The organism is Vibrio sp. K4, from assembly GCF_051122595.1.
Taxonomy (GTDB): Bacteria; Pseudomonadota; Gammaproteobacteria; order Enterobacterales; family Vibrionaceae; genus Vibrio; species Vibrio owensii.
Map to the genome: position 1 here is coordinate 3,321,125 of NZ_CP178577.1, position 14,283 is coordinate 3,335,407.

The following is a 14,283-nucleotide window of genomic DNA, read 5'->3' on the forward strand; positions in this document are numbered from 1 at the left end:
CATGCGCTTTACTGATGTTTTTATTAAACGTCCAGTTTTAGCGGTATCGATCAGCTTTTTGATTGCGTTGCTTGGTTTACAAGCTGTATTCAAGATGCAGGTTCGAGAATACCCTGAAATGACAAACACGGTGGTTACCGTAACCACCAGTTATTACGGTGCAAGTGCTGACTTGATCCAAGGCTTTATTACTCAGCCTTTGGAGCAAGCCGTCGCGCAGGCCGATAATATCGACTATATGACTTCATCCTCGGTTCTAGGTACGTCTACCATTACCGTAAACATGAAGTTGAACACCGACCCGAATGCGGCGCTGTCTGACATTCTGGCGAAAACCAACTCGGTTCGTTCACAGCTTCCAAAAGAAGCAGAAGACCCGACAGTAACCATGTCGACTGGTTCGACAACCGCGGTACTGTACATTGGTTTCACCAGTGACGAACTGTCTTCGAGCCAGATCACCGACTACCTTGAGCGTGTAATCAACCCGCAGCTATTTACGGTAAACGGTGTATCGAAAGTTGACCTATACGGTGGTATGAAATACGCACTGCGCGTATGGCTAGATCCAGCAAAAATGGGTGCACTTAAGCTGACAGCGACAGATGTGATGGGCGTGTTGAATGCCAACAACTACCAATCTGCAACTGGTCAGGCAACAGGTGAATTCGTTCTTTACAACGGTAGCGCAGATACTCAGGTATCCAACGTTGCTGAGCTCGAAGCTCTGGTTGTTAAAACTGGCGACGGTGATGTGATTCGTCTTGGCGATATAGCGAAAGTAACGCTAGAGAAGAGCCACGATATCTACCGTGCGAGTGCGAACGGTCAGGAAGCAGTAGTTGCAGCAATCAACGCAGCACCGAGTGCTAACCCAATTAACATCGCAGCTGATGTTCTTGCGCTATTGCCTCAGTTAGAGCGCAACTTGCCAAGTAACATCAAAATGAACGTGATGTATGACTCAACCATCGCTATCAACGAATCAATTCACGAAGTTGTGAAAACCATTCTTGAAGCAGCGGTGATCGTACTTGTGGTTATCACCCTATTCCTAGGTTCATTCCGTGCGGTTGTGATTCCTATCGTTACCATCCCGCTATCACTGATTGGTGTAGCTATGGTGATGCAGGCAATGGGCTTCTCGTGGAACTTGATGACACTTCTGGCAATGGTACTCGCCATCGGTCTGGTGGTGGATGACGCGATCGTTGTTCTTGAAAACGTCGACCGTCACATTAAAGAAGGCGAATCCCCGTTCCGCGCAGCCATCATCGGTACGCGTGAAATTGCGGTACCAGTAATTGCAATGACCCTAACCCTTGGTGCGGTATATGCGCCAATCGCGTTGATGGGTGGTATTACAGGCTCGCTATTTAAAGAGTTCGCGTTAACCCTAGCGGGTGCGGTATTTGTATCCGGTATTATCGCATTGACTCTATCACCGATGATGTGTTCGAAGATGCTTAAGGCAAATGAAGAGCCAAGCAAATTTGAGCAGAAAGTACATCACGTATTGGATGGCATGACCAACCGTTACGAGAAAATGCTGACATCAGTGATGGCACACCGTCCTGTGATCATCGCGTTTGCGATCATTGTATTCGCAAGTCTGCCGATTCTGTTCAAGTTCATTCCAAGTGAACTGGCACCTTCGGAAGATAAAGGTGTAGTTGTACTAATGGGTACAGCACCGTCAAACGCGAACTTGGACTACATCCAAAACACCATGAACGACGTAAACAAGATTCTATCTGACCAACCAGAAGTAGAATACGCTCAGGTGTTTAACGGTGTACCAAACTCAAACCAAGCATTCGGTCTAGCAACTCTGAAACCTTGGAGTGAGCGTGAAGCAAGCCAAGCTGACATCACTAAACGTGTAGGTGACCTTGTTTCTCATGTACCTGGTATGTCAGTAACTGCGTTCCAAATGCCAGAACTTCCTGGTGCAGGTTCAGGTCTACCGATTCAGTTCGTTATCACTACACCAAACAGCTTCGAAAGCCTGTTTACTATCGCTAGTGATATCTTGACTGACGTATCGAAGAGTCCAATGTTCGTCTACTCGGATCTGGATCTGAACTACGATTCAGCAACGATGAAGATCAGCATCGACAAAGACAAAGCAGGCGCATACGGCGTGACCATGCAAGACATTGGTGTAACGCTAAGTACCATGATGGCGGATGGTTACGTAAACCGTATCGACCTAAATGGACGTTCATATGAGGTTATCCCTCAAGTAGAACGTAAGTGGCGTCTAAACCCAGAGTCGATGAAGAACTACTACGTACGCTCAGTTGACGGTAAAGCAGTGCCACTTGGCAGCTTGATCACGATTGATGTTGTCGCAGAGCCTCGCTCACTGCCTCACTTCAACCAGCTAAACTCAGCTACGGTTGGTGCAGTACCAGCACCTGGTGTAGCAATGGGTGACGCAATCAACTGGTTTGAAGACGTGGCACAAAACAAACTGCCATCAGGCTACAACCACGACTACATGGGTGAAGCACGTCAGTTTGTAACGGAAGGTAGCGCACTATACGCAACATTCGGTTTGGCACTGGCGATCATCTTCCTAGTACTGGCGATTCAGTTTGAATCTATCCGCGATCCAATTGTAATCATGGTATCGGTACCGCTAGCGGTATGTGGTGCATTGATTGCTCTGGCGTGGGGTACGGCATCGATGAACATCTACTCGCAGGTTGGTTTGATTACCCTGGTTGGTCTGATTACCAAACACGGTATCTTGATCTGTGAGGTAGCGAAAGAAGAGCAGTTACATAACAAACTGTCTCGTATCGATGCAGTAATGGAAGCGGCGAAAGTTCGTCTTCGTCCAATCCTGATGACGACGGCAGCGATGATTGCAGGTCTTATCCCACTGATGTACGCAACAGGTGCAGGTGCTGAACAGCGCTTTAGTATCGGTATCGTAATCGTTGCTGGTCTTGCGATCGGTACGTTGTTTACGCTATTCGTACTGCCTGTGATTTACAGCTACCTAGCTGAAAAACACAAGCCACTGCCAGTGTTTGTTGAAGACAAAGACTTGGAAAAGCTAGCTCGAGTGGATGAAGCGAAAGCTGCTCACCGCGAATTAGCAGATAACAAGTAAGCATAAAGCACTAAGAAAAAGGTCACTTCGGTGACCTTTTTTATTGCTGCTCTCTTTTTTGCCATCTAAATGGCGACTTTCCCGTATCATTTACATAGAATGTGGGCAAATCAAAAGGAGTTTTAGCCACTATGTTTGACCCAAAGAAATTAGAGCAAATCGCTAAACAAATTCACGAATCAATGCCACAGCCAGTAAAAGAGCTAGGCGCGGATGTTGATCAAAAAGTTCGCCAAGTAATCCAAGGTCAGCTAAACAAGCTAGACGTTGTTAGCCGTGAAGAATTCGACGTACAAACTCAAGTTCTACTGCGTACACGTCAAAAGCTGACAGAGATGGAAAAGAAATTGGCTGAGCTTGAAGAAAAGCTAGCTGATAAATAAGCGAGAAGCGAGAAGCGAGAAGCGAGAAGCGAGAAGCGAGAAGCGAGAAGCGAGAAGCGAGAAGCGAGAAGCGAGAAGCGAGAAGCGAGAAGCGAGAAGCGAGAAGCGAGAAGCGAGAAGCGAGAAGCGAGAAAATATTTAAGGGTTGGCGTATGCACGTCAACCCTTTTTGTTTTTCGGGATTCGGGATTCGGGATTCGGGATTCGGGATTCGGGATTCGGGATTCGGGATTCGGGATTCGGGATTCGGGATTCGGGATTCGGGATTCGGGATTCGGGATTCGCCTCAATTTTGTCTTCTTAAGGGCAAAGTCCGTCAACACTTACTGCACCTCAACTTCTTTCAATTCTATCCCAACGGACACTTCCGATTATAACAGCGAAGCACTCCCACGGTTCGAAGGAAAAAGTCCATTTTCATAAAAACAAAAAGGCTTGGTCAACGGCGACCAAGCCTTTTAATTAGATGTTGTGTTTTATGTTGTATTTATTGACCCCAGTCTATCTGGAGTTCTTTACTGACTTAGATAGAAATTAGCCGCCTACTGCGATGTTCTTCATATCAGTCATGTAACCACGTAGCTCTTCACCGATGTACTCTACTGGGTGGTTACGAATCGCTTCGTTTACTGCGATTAGCGTAGCGTTATCTACTTGGTTAGACGACTCGCCTAGACCTTTACCGATTACGTCTGTGCTTACTGATGGCATGAACTTCTCACGTAGTAACGGTGTTGCTACGTTAGCGAATAGGTAGTTACCGTACTCCGCTGTATCTGAAATTACCACGTTCATTTCGTATAGACGCTTACGGGCAACTGTGTTTGCGATTAGCGGTAGCTCGTGTAGTGACTCGTAGTATGCAGATTCATCGATGATGCCTGATGCTGTCATTGCTTCGAACGCTAGCTCAACACCGGCACGAACCATAGCTACCAATAGAATGCCGTTGTCGAAGTACTCTTGCTCAGAGATTTCGATATCGCCTGCTGGGTAGTTTTCGAAAGCAGTTTCGCCCGTTTCTTCACGCCAGCCTAGTAGGTTTGCATCGTCGTTTGCCCAGTCCGCCATCATAGTGCTTGAGAATTCACCTGTGATGATGTCATCCATGTGCTTGTTGTATAGCGGACGCATTAGCTCTTTTAGCTCTTCAGAAAGCTCAAATGCTTTTACTTTTGCTGGGTTTGATAGACGGTCCATCATGTGGGTGATACCACCAAACTTAAGTGCTTCAGTGATGGTTTCCCAACCATATTGTAGAAGTTTACCTGCGTAGCTTGGGTCGATGCCGTCAGCAACCATCTTCTCGTAAGAAACGATAGAACCAGCTTGTAGCATGCCACATAGGATAGTTTGCTCACCCATTAGGTCAGATTTAACTTCTGCTACGAATGAAGACTCTAGACAACCTGCGCGGTGGCCACCTGTACCTGCAGCCCAAGCTTTCGCGATATCCCAACCTTCACCTTTTGGATCATTCTCTGGGTGAACCGCGATTAGTGTTGGTACACCGAAACCACGCTTGTACTCTTCGCGCACTTCTGTACCTGGACACTTAGGCGCAACCATCACAACCGTTAGGTCTTTACGGATTTGCATGCCTTCTTCAACAACGTTGAAACCGTGTGAGTAGCCCAGTGCTGCGCCTTCTTTCATTAACGGCATTACCGTTTCAACAACGTTCGTGTGTTGCTTGTCTGGTGTTAGGTTGATTACTAGGTCAGCTTCTGGGATTAGCGTTTCGTAGCTGCCTACTTCAAAGCCATTATCTTTTGCGTTTTTGAACGATTGACGTTGCTCGTCGATCGCAGCTTGGCGTAGAGCGTAAGCAACATCTAGACCAGAGTCACGCATGTTCAGACCTTGGTTAAGGCCTTGAGCACCACAACCTACGATGACCACTTTCTTACCTTTTAGGTAATCTGCTTCTGATGCGAATTCTTCGCGGTCCATAAAGCGACAACGACCAAGTTGGTCCAATTGCTCACGCAAGTTTAGGGTATTGAAATAGTTAGCCATCTGGGTGCTCCTTAACATTCTTCCATAGAGGTCGGTATTTGTGTTACCGAATGAGTTCATACTAAAACAGACATTCTGTTGCTGAAAGTGATATATTCACAATTACTTATTGCAATTAATGCAACATGGAAGTGAAGATTTAATGAACATCAAAAGCCTGCAACTATTCATTCACCTATGTGATAGTAAAAGCTTCGCTAAGACAGCGGCAGCAATGCATATCAGCCCTTCAGCACTGAGTCGACAGATCCAGAAATTGGAAGAAGAAACACACCAACAACTGTTCTTGCGTGACAATCGAAGCGTTGAATTAACAGTTCAAGGAAAGAAGCTGTTGCCTGTTGCACTAAAGATCTTGGGTGAATGGCAGCAATACCAAAGCTACGTCAAAGGAACGGAAGACGAGTTAAAAGGGGAGATACGTTTATTTTGCTCGGTAACGGCAAGTTACAGCCACCTCCCAGAGCTTATTTCTGAATTCCGCATTCAGCATCCATTTATTGAATTTAAGCTCTCTACTGGCGATCCCGCCCAAGCTATCGATAAGATTCTGGCGGATGAAGCAGATATCGCGATCTCTGCAAAGCCGGACCAACTACCCGCTAAAGTTGCTTTTGAACCAATCAGCGAGATACCTCTATCGGTTATTGCTCCAGTTGGAGTCAGCAGCTTCGCTGAAGAGCTACAGAAAGAAACCCCAGATTGGTCAACGATCCCTTTTATTCTCCCAGAGGCAGGCACAGCAAGAGAAAGAGCGAATGTTTGGTTTAAGCAAATGAAGATCAAACCAAACATCTACGCACAAGTGGCAGGGCACGAAGCCATTGTCAGCATGGTGGCTTTAGGTTGTGGCGTAGGTATCGCACCGGATGTGGTAATCAACAACAGCCCTGTAAGAGAGAAGATAAATAGACTCAAGGTTCTACCTATAAAACCATTCGAGCTCGGGGTCTGTTGCATCAAGAGCCAACTAGAAAATCCATTAGTGAAAGCCCTATGGGAAGTCGCAGAAAGTAAGTATATCTCCCTGTAGACATGCCTCATTCAAATGAAATAAAAAGCCCGTTACACAAGTAACGGTTTTTTTTATTTACGGTAAACCTCAAAGGTAAAATATAGAACTGCACTTTAGAGGAACTAGCGTCAGTACTCACTTAACAAAGACATCATTAGCAAAGCGAGCAGATTAAGTAAGTGCTTACCTTTAATTATTTTGAAAATTTGGAAAATGAATACCGAGAAAAGAGAAATAAGATCTTTATCTGACAGAGAAAACTCCGCAACAGACACAGAGATCTGACGATATCAGAAACGACAAAATCTAGTCCAAAGGCTGTGTTTCTATATAAATAGCAGAATGGTAAGGAAGCCTAGTTGTCCGGGTTTGCGGACAACTGGCTCTCATTCCCTGAAAAGTAAAAATCTCTTTGCTCTTAAACGACAAAACCCAATCCGGAGGCTGGGTTTCTGAATAAGTGGCAGAACGACTGGGCTTGCATTCAATCGGACTCGTTGGTCGTAGACCAAAATACTAGCGCAAACGAAAAAGCCCTAGCATTTCTGCTAGGGCTTTGTCTGAATAAGTGGCGGAGCGGACGTCATCCGAACCGAACACCTTGAATACTTTGCCTTACTTGGCTTCGCTAGGGGTTAATACCCTTTCGAATTGCAAGCAGTGTACCCATGCGTGTACCCAAAGTCAAACGCTAGAAACAGAAATATTCAACAAGTTCAATTGAACACTCATCATTTAACTTGACCTACCATAATTCCGCGAACTTCAGGAAGATAATTTTCTGCATAATAACGAATTGCCGCTTCGATCAATTCTCCAAAGTCTCCTTCAAAACCTAACTTATTTTGGACTTCAGAGAGTAAACCATCAAACCCATACGACATTGAATACATGTAAGACTTTTTGCCTTGCGGTAGGGTAATGCTACGCCTTTGTTGATAAGTCTCATAAAATGCATTAATTGCATGCTCAACAAGAACTTCCTTATCGAGACCAGTTTCCTTTTTCAGTAGGTTTAACTTGGGCTCTAAATCAACTGACATTGTGTAGTTATATGGTTTTAAATTACGTTCCTTCTTTTTAAGTTTACTCTTTTGTGAAGACCATTTTTCTTTTATTTTTTTATGAATCAATTCGACTTTATCTAGATTTTGATAATGCACATCAATTCGAGACATGCAATAAAAGCAACCAATCGCTGCATCTTCTTTCAAATACAGCTCTGGCAACTGTCGCATATCAAGTGAATACTCATCATATTTATTAATAACATGTTGAATAAACCATTTACATTGCTCACTATTTCTTTCATCGACCCAAGAATAATTGGATTTTTTATAAATTTGAGAATAGCATTGTTTGGCCTGGTCTAGGTATGTCATTAGCTTATCGCAGGATGAGAATGGAGATGGAAAGTCTCGCGTCGATAATTCAGACTGCTTTGCTTCAAAAAATAAAAAATGCGATAGTAAATATAGCCAATATTCTATTTCTGATATTGGCTTCGAATCTAGTACGCTAGAAAAATAAGTGTAAACATTTACCGAAGAATTGTTTCTCATTCTGAAATGTTCCACGAAACCGTTTAAAAACGATAGCACATAAAAATAAACAAATGCATTAGCTCTTATATCACCTTTCAACCATAATAAATCACCTTTCATTCGTTCAAGAGAATCGTCTTTTTCATTAACTTTTTTCTTCAAAGACCTATATTTATATTCATCAGCATCGATAAGTCCTTTAATCTTATCTCGAAGTCTATTTAGTTGAACATCATTTCCAAAGCTCCTGAAAATGCCATCAACACCATAAAAATAAGCCAATCGAAGTAATTCAACATCACTTAAACCATCGACTATATCGCATATCGTTTGCCTATCATTAGAAATAGGCCTATGTACACGAACCATCACACCCAACCTTAGATACAAATTAGTTAAAAACAAGCTAATACCAACGAATAAACACGGCAGGAAACAGCAAGAAAAAAGCTAAGATAAGACATTATAAATCGACCAATTTTCAACAATTTAAGTCGCATTTCATATCAAACCTATCGATCCACCCATACTGCATCCAACATAAATCATACCATAACAAACTATAGATTTAATTAAGTTTTTAAATCCATAGTAACTACTAAATGTGGGGTTACAATTTTAGGTATCGATTCAAATTTCATAGATGATATTTTTCTACAATATAGTCGATTACTTTGACTCAGAAGTTACAAGGTAATCAAAATGAACAATATCAAGCAAACCATTCCACTTCGATTAATTCGAATGAACGAGCTAACCGAAATGATCAATTACCATAAGAGTTCAATCAACAATATGATTCAGGAAGGACGATTCCCTCAGCGAATAAAAATATCGACGAATGCCAGCGCATGGTTATTGCCAGAAGTGCACGCTTGGATAAAGCAAACATGGAAAGAAGGGGATTCATTTTCACCAAGACTCATCGATTCCACACGCTTATTAACCCGGCAAAACGTACTTAACCTTCTTGGCATTAAGAAAGATACGTTAAATCGGATGATAAAAAGAAAAACCTTTCCAAAAGGAAAGGCTTTAAGTCACCGAGAGCATCGCTGGGATTATAACGACGTGATGAGTTGGCTAGCAGGAAAAATCCAAGAAAGAGATTTGCGGGACGATTAAAACAAAGGCATTCCCGCCAAGCTGAATGCACCAACGACCACCAGCACCACCAAAAAAAATTCGTATAACCATTTCGCTCGTTTCATTTTATTACCTCTTATTAGATTAAGTTCAAACGCTCACAGACTGACTCTGCATAATGATTGCGGAGGGCTTTGTCGTGGGCGGTATTTAATAAGGTGATACGGGCGTGCTCAATGCAAGGCATTCCACATGACACTTTTCGTTGTACCACCAAATAGCACTTTAACGTTCAATCCCGCACTATTATCGTTGCTTACTCAAACGCTTTATCAGTTGACCACTCAACCATATCGAACTCACACAGAAAAACTCTCCATCCGATTTTGGACAAGCCAACATCAAGCTACCGACATCATTCTCACAAAACAGCAGGCGCAGCAGTGGCAAATTGAAAGACTTTGCCAATGGCATTGGCTCAACACCAATACACCCAAAGTGCAACGACTCTTTGACTTTAACAAGCGGATATTTGAAGGACTGAACACACCAAGACGTTCAATGATCTTATTGCCATTTGAGAAAGAGCTACATTCAGAATACGAGCAATGGGAGCGCGCATTCTTGCGCACCGATATCGTTGATTGTCATTTGCGTCTACTCCCATGACACGAAGCTCAAGCGATCATGAGAATGCAGTCTATTAACCATATGCATTCTTTAAGAAATCATGACATTAATACAAAACGAGTGATCTACTGTATCACTCGTTTTTATCTATCACGGGTATTATCTATGGCATTTTCTGAGTTTGAGCAAGCACGTTACACCAAAATACTGAATCAGTTTATTGAAGACTTCCTTCCGCCAGCCCAAAGCCAACTAGTGATTGAGGGAAAACTGCTCAATCAGAGCATTGAAATAAGCGAGTTAAGACAGCGTTGGGATGATCCAACTCACTCGTTCTCCATCCCTGTGGCTAAAGCTACGTTTATCCGCACACAAAAAGTTTGGCGATTATATTGGATGCGTGGTAACGGAAAGTGGGAAAGATATGACGAGTACGAGCATTTAGAATGGGCTTTCAATGCAATCAAAGAAGATCTTTATGGCTGCTTCTGGGGATAGCGGCCTCACCTTTCCCATTAGAAATAATCAAGCTAACTTCCGAGTAGATTCTACGTTCATGGACAAATGCAAAACACGGCAGAGGCAATGTGGGGTAAGGCTTTGTCACGTGAACCTAAATACCTCATCTACTGAGCGACTTCGGATGTATTAATAGTACCTATCCATCAACACTACAATACCTAATCAACACTATAATACTCACTTACTAATATACATTACATACTACTAATAATGAGTAACTCCATATGCCTATAGATTGGTATTCATACTCAATAGAGTAACTATCTAGTTGGTAAGGTAACTATCTCAATATTGTTTATCTGACATACTATTGCTTATTCGACACAACAGCATGGCAACTGGTAACGATGTGTCACTTTCTGCTTGATGTGACATTGAGTTGTCAATGAACATAAGTTCTTGAGTCGGTAATATCATGTTTGGTACTTACCACGAACTTTGATGTCGCTTTTCCGTCATGTCTTCGTTCTGTCAATGACACCGTTCTCTTCCTATTGAACGCACAATGCAGTGATCCCTCTGTTGTTAGTTCGTCTCTCTCTTCATCACTAACGAGATGGTTATTCGTTATAAATAATTTGGACGTCCGTTAATACTTGGAACGTACTGGTTCAGACATTTGGGCGGCTTATATGCCGTTATCTGGTCATCATGGCTTACCTGCTTACAAACCTTTCTCCTTATTCTGATTGATGCCGTTTGATCCTGTAAAAGATTGGTATACGTATTACCAGCAACGTGTGTGACAGACGCCTTCTTATTGGTTCTAGGATGGTTGTAGAGATAAAGACAGGTAACTTAGGCGCTTGGTTAGAACGACTCACGAGAGAGGCTTATGGGCGCTCTAGCGGATTATCGCTTTGCCTTGATAAGCGAGTAACAACGGTGCATTAGGCGCTGATTGTTAAGTAAATACAATCGTTGTGTTTGTTATGAAAATCATTCATAGCAAGGACACTCATCATGCCTAAATCGTACTCAAGTACTCGTTACAACCCCAAGCACATTCAAGACATTATCGACATTGTTGATTACACCATCGCCAAGCACAAGCGTGTAGCGGTGTTTCGCTTTGACGTCCACTTTCCTTACATAGACCAAGATAACCCTAGGATATATCGAGTCACAGAGTTTACTAAAAAGTTTCTAGGCTCTTTGAAAGCCAAGTTAGAGCACTTGTATGGACACGTTGCAGACTTCGATTACCTGTGGTGCAAAGAACAGAACATTGACAAAGGAACGCGTATGCCACATTACCACTTCGCTATTTTCCTCGATGGTAATTACTTCAACTCATGGGGAAACTTTGAGTATCAGGGACCTTGCTTTCGACGCTGCCTTGAAGAAGCGTACATGAGCGCGATGGATTCAAATGAAGCGCAAGTAAAGGGCAAGTTTCAATTTAACAACGTAAAAACTATCTGCACCTATGCTGGAAAAAATTACGATAATGCCAAAGAAGACACTATCGACATGCTTAGCTACCTAGCAAAACTGGAAGGTAAATTACCCGGTCAACGGTGCTGGGGCAAAAGCAATCTCCACGCTTAATCGATAGCAAACAACCCTCTATCAATTTTCACAGACGTAGTCACTTCAAAGACCACCATCAACCCATTCATTCAAAACAGGCTTTACGCCTTCTATCTCAGGATATTTTCACTATGAACGCTCAATACATGACAACACCAAGCGCTATCTACATCGACGGCGCTGCCCCCAACAACCAAGCAGGCTGCATGAAAGGTGGTGTCGGCATTGTAGTCTATGATATTGACGACCAACTTGTTTACCAAAACGCCATCACCATTAACCGAGCGACGGACAATGCAGAGCTTGAACTCATCGCTCTAGTGGAAGGGTTAGAATACGCCAGCGATGGTGATGTCATTTACTCCGACAGCGAATACTGCGTGAAAGGCTTTAATGAATGGTTAGACAGTTGGAAGGCCAGAGGGTGGCGCAGAGCCAACAACAAACCTGTAATGAACCGAGACTTATGGCAACAAGTTGATAGATTGAGAGCCATGAAATACGTGCAAGTTGTAAAGGTAAAAGCGCACGCTGGCATTGAAGGAAATGAAAAAGCGGATGAATTAGCCGTTTTTGCTGCAATGCGTTAAATCGCTCCAACAAGGAGAGGAGCTTGACTTTAACTCCTCTTTCCTGTGGGCACCACGATTCAGGAGCCAGAACATGAGTCAATTTCAATACACCGATATCACTAATCCAAATCCTTCTCGTCAAACTGAATTTTCAACCAAAACTAAGGGGATTCAAGAGACTCTAAATCTTGCTCTATCGCGATACAAACGCCTCTCCGTGTTGCTTATCGAGTTAGTCATTCCGCCCCATTGCAATCCCTATTGTAATGACGATGGTGAATCTTTGATGCACGCATTAATGGACACATTACAGCAATCCATTAACGATTTTGCTGATGGGTTTCATGAAGAAGGGCAATTACACGGGGTGTGGGAACTAGAGCAGGCAGATAAGGTTGAGGTTTATACGCTTGCGTTACTGGTCAGCTTAGATTGGATGCAATCACACCCAGAGAGCCACCAGCGACTTAATCACCAAATCCAGAAGCATTGGCAACAAGTGTTGTCGTTATCGCCAGCACATGATTACCACAACGCGCCCTTTTTGATTGTGGCGCCTAAACAAGATGAACTGGTGATAGACCAAAAACAATCATTTTTGATTGCTCAAAAACAACTCAATTCGGCCTACAAATGCATATTGAATCACTTGAACTCAGACAGACCAATGGTTATGCACTCGCTGTTAGGTAGTGGCAATAGCACTGCGTCATCTCCCCCACTCAACCAATGTGAATAACGCTCCCGATGTTTCAATAGACAAGGTTACCACATTTACGGTCGATCCAATTGCATTCATAATAGCCTTTTGTTGAACACAAAGAGGGGAACATGACAGAACAAGAGCTTTATGAATATGCGGTAACTTTATTATCAAAGCGCGACTATTCGTCAGGGGATTTGAAATATCAGTTATCACGTCTATCCGATGATAATCATGTGGATGCAGTGATGGAAAGATTGCTCTCCCACCACTACGTTGATGACACGCGCCTTATTGAGCGAGAAATCCAAAAACAGCTAGCGAAACTTCATGGTGAAGCTCGTATAAAACAAGAGTTAAGAAAGAAAGGACTCGATAGCTTGCTAATCGCACAGTCCCTTGAAGACCTTGATGTTGACTGGTTTGAGCTTTGCCTGAAGGCTAAAGTAAAAAAATTTGGTTCGAGTAAACCGAAAGAGGCAAAAGAAAAAGCACAGATGGTTCGCTACTTGCAGTATCGAGGCCATCAAATGGGCGCCATTCTTGAATCACTGAGTTAGTGCACAAGAAATCGCTTGAGGAATAATGGCTTAATTATCCTACCAGCAACAGTTCTGGGGAACTTTTCAGCGCATACGGACTCATAGCTTATTCATTTTTCATACTCGACGCCGATTTCATGAGCTTTGAAGGATACTTTGAAAAAATACAACGAAAGGTGAATGCGGTTAACTCACTAGAAGCCTTGATAAGTTGGCGTAAGCGAATTGGCATTGGCAGTTCAGGCTTGTCCTACAAGTCCGAACAAGGGCATTTAGTCGCTCATCGCTATACGGTGTACCAAGAAGAAAAAAGTAAGAGGAACAAAACATGACAACCTTACTTACTCGTGATGAGGTAGTTCAGTGCGTGAAACAAGAACTCGAACTGACTGGGGTTGCAGATAAGAAACAGGCAAAACCAGACCTCAGCATGTTAATGCCAGAAGTAAAATTTACCATTATAGAAACGCTTTTGCTGCACACACGCGGCAACCAAGCGCAAGCAGCGCGAATGCTTGGCATTAACCGTGGCACATTGCGGAAAATTTACACCCAACGTCTTAAATGATGAGAACAATCTACCGCCTCATCATAAGCAAGATGGAAGACA

The 14,283-nt window shown here is 43.2% G+C and carries 13 protein-coding genes; 11 read left to right on the plus strand and 2 right to left on the minus strand.

Features of this window, described 5'->3' with window-relative positions; translation table 11 throughout:
* The first annotated feature begins 1 nt into the window (after nucleotide 1).
* Nucleotides 2-3,124, plus strand: coding sequence for a multidrug efflux RND transporter permease subunit VmeD (vmeD, locus tag ACLIIY_RS14930; protein WP_005434659.1), 3,123 nt, complete (start codon nucleotides 2-4; stop codon nucleotides 3,122-3,124).
* Between the two features lie 131 nt (nucleotides 3,125-3,255).
* Nucleotides 3,256-3,507 carry a ubiquinone biosynthesis accessory factor UbiK gene (gene ubiK / locus ACLIIY_RS14935; protein ID WP_005427244.1) on the plus strand — a complete coding sequence of 84 codons (252 nt, stop codon included), beginning with the start codon at nucleotides 3,256-3,258 and terminating at the stop codon, nucleotides 3,505-3,507.
* Nucleotides 3,508-4,041: 534 nt separating this feature from the next.
* Here the strand turns inward: ubiK and ilvC are convergent.
* The gene (gene ilvC / locus ACLIIY_RS14940) at nucleotides 4,042-5,526 is read right to left on the minus strand and encodes a ketol-acid reductoisomerase (RefSeq protein WP_005434660.1); all 1,485 of its coding nucleotides are present in this window, start codon (nucleotides 5,524-5,526) and stop codon (nucleotides 4,042-4,044) included.
* Between the two features lie 142 nt (nucleotides 5,527-5,668).
* Between ilvC and ilvY the strand changes: the two genes are divergently transcribed.
* Nucleotides 5,669-6,559, plus strand: coding sequence for an HTH-type transcriptional activator IlvY (ilvY, locus tag ACLIIY_RS14945; RefSeq protein WP_039989713.1), 891 nt, complete (start codon nucleotides 5,669-5,671; stop codon nucleotides 6,557-6,559).
* Nucleotides 6,560-7,272: 713 nt separating this feature from the next.
* Here the strand turns inward: ilvY and ACLIIY_RS14950 are convergent.
* The gene (locus ACLIIY_RS14950; protein WP_434527837.1) at nucleotides 7,273-8,454 is read right to left on the minus strand and encodes a hypothetical protein; all 1,182 of its coding nucleotides are present in this window, start codon (nucleotides 8,452-8,454) and stop codon (nucleotides 7,273-7,275) included.
* A gap of 333 nt (nucleotides 8,455-8,787) precedes the next feature.
* Between ACLIIY_RS14950 and ACLIIY_RS14955 the strand changes: the two genes are divergently transcribed.
* The 8 genes from ACLIIY_RS14955 (at nucleotide 8,788) to ACLIIY_RS14990 (ending at nucleotide 14,241) form a co-directional block, all read left to right on the plus strand.
* On the plus strand, nucleotides 8,788-9,210 hold the full coding sequence (locus ACLIIY_RS14955; RefSeq protein WP_434527838.1) for a helix-turn-helix transcriptional regulator: 423 nt from the start codon (nucleotides 8,788-8,790) through the stop codon (nucleotides 9,208-9,210).
* Between the two features lie 213 nt (nucleotides 9,211-9,423).
* Nucleotides 9,424-9,840 (plus strand): hypothetical protein, encoded by a 417-nt coding sequence (locus ACLIIY_RS14960; RefSeq protein ID WP_267419027.1) that lies wholly within the window; start codon nucleotides 9,424-9,426, stop codon nucleotides 9,838-9,840.
* A gap of 126 nt (nucleotides 9,841-9,966) precedes the next feature.
* Nucleotides 9,967-10,299: a DUF3024 domain-containing protein gene (locus tag ACLIIY_RS14965; protein ID WP_267419026.1), complete on the plus strand. Its 333-nt coding sequence runs from the start codon at nucleotides 9,967-9,969 to the stop codon at nucleotides 10,297-10,299.
* Between the two features lie 987 nt (nucleotides 10,300-11,286).
* Nucleotides 11,287-11,874 carry a YagK/YfjJ domain-containing protein gene (locus ACLIIY_RS14970; protein ID WP_434527839.1) on the plus strand — a complete coding sequence of 196 codons (588 nt, stop codon included), beginning with the start codon at nucleotides 11,287-11,289 and terminating at the stop codon, nucleotides 11,872-11,874.
* A gap of 113 nt (nucleotides 11,875-11,987) precedes the next feature.
* Complete coding sequence (locus ACLIIY_RS14975; protein ID WP_434527840.1) at nucleotides 11,988-12,446, plus strand: ribonuclease HI; 459 nt, start codon at nucleotides 11,988-11,990, stop codon at nucleotides 12,444-12,446.
* Nucleotides 12,447-12,519: 73 nt separating this feature from the next.
* Complete coding sequence (locus ACLIIY_RS14980; protein ID WP_434527841.1) at nucleotides 12,520-13,167, plus strand: hypothetical protein; 648 nt, start codon at nucleotides 12,520-12,522, stop codon at nucleotides 13,165-13,167.
* Between the two features lie 92 nt (nucleotides 13,168-13,259).
* A complete protein-coding gene (locus ACLIIY_RS14985) occupies nucleotides 13,260-13,691 on the plus strand; it encodes a regulatory protein RecX (RefSeq protein WP_434527842.1) in 432 nt (143 codons plus the stop codon).
* Between the two features lie 310 nt (nucleotides 13,692-14,001).
* A complete protein-coding gene (locus tag ACLIIY_RS14990; protein ID WP_434527843.1) occupies nucleotides 14,002-14,241 on the plus strand; it encodes a helix-turn-helix domain-containing protein in 240 nt (79 codons plus the stop codon).
* Nucleotides 14,242-14,283 lie beyond the last annotated feature (42 nt).

What these genes read in the sequence shown, in the direction of transcription:
- ACLIIY_RS14985 (WP_434527842.1), top strand. Translation starts at nt 13,260, where the DNA reads ATGACAGAACAAGAGCTTTATGAATATGCGGTAACTTTATTATCAAAG.
- ilvC (WP_005434660.1), bottom strand. Translation starts at nt 5,526, where the DNA reads ATGGCTAACTATTTCAATACCCTAAACTTGCGTGAGCAATTGGACCAA.
- ACLIIY_RS14965 (WP_267419026.1), top strand. Translation starts at nt 9,967, where the DNA reads ATGGCATTTTCTGAGTTTGAGCAAGCACGTTACACCAAAATACTGAAT.
- ACLIIY_RS14975 (WP_434527840.1), top strand. Translation starts at nt 11,988, where the DNA reads ATGAACGCTCAATACATGACAACACCAAGCGCTATCTACATCGACGGC.
- ACLIIY_RS14990 (WP_434527843.1), top strand. Translation starts at nt 14,002, where the DNA reads ATGACAACCTTACTTACTCGTGATGAGGTAGTTCAGTGCGTGAAACAA.
- ACLIIY_RS14955 (WP_434527838.1), top strand. Translation starts at nt 8,788, where the DNA reads ATGAACAATATCAAGCAAACCATTCCACTTCGATTAATTCGAATGAAC.
- ilvY (WP_039989713.1), top strand. Translation starts at nt 5,669, where the DNA reads ATGAACATCAAAAGCCTGCAACTATTCATTCACCTATGTGATAGTAAA.
- ACLIIY_RS14950 (WP_434527837.1), bottom strand. Translation starts at nt 8,454, where the DNA reads ATGGTTCGTGTACATAGGCCTATTTCTAATGATAGGCAAACGATATGC.
- ACLIIY_RS14970 (WP_434527839.1), top strand. Translation starts at nt 11,287, where the DNA reads ATGCCTAAATCGTACTCAAGTACTCGTTACAACCCCAAGCACATTCAA.
- ubiK (WP_005427244.1), top strand. Translation starts at nt 3,256, where the DNA reads ATGTTTGACCCAAAGAAATTAGAGCAAATCGCTAAACAAATTCACGAA.
- vmeD (WP_005434659.1), top strand. Translation starts at nt 2, where the DNA reads ATGCGCTTTACTGATGTTTTTATTAAACGTCCAGTTTTAGCGGTATCG.
- ACLIIY_RS14980 (WP_434527841.1), top strand. Translation starts at nt 12,520, where the DNA reads ATGAGTCAATTTCAATACACCGATATCACTAATCCAAATCCTTCTCGT.
- ACLIIY_RS14960 (WP_267419027.1), top strand. Translation starts at nt 9,424, where the DNA reads ATGACACTTTTCGTTGTACCACCAAATAGCACTTTAACGTTCAATCCC.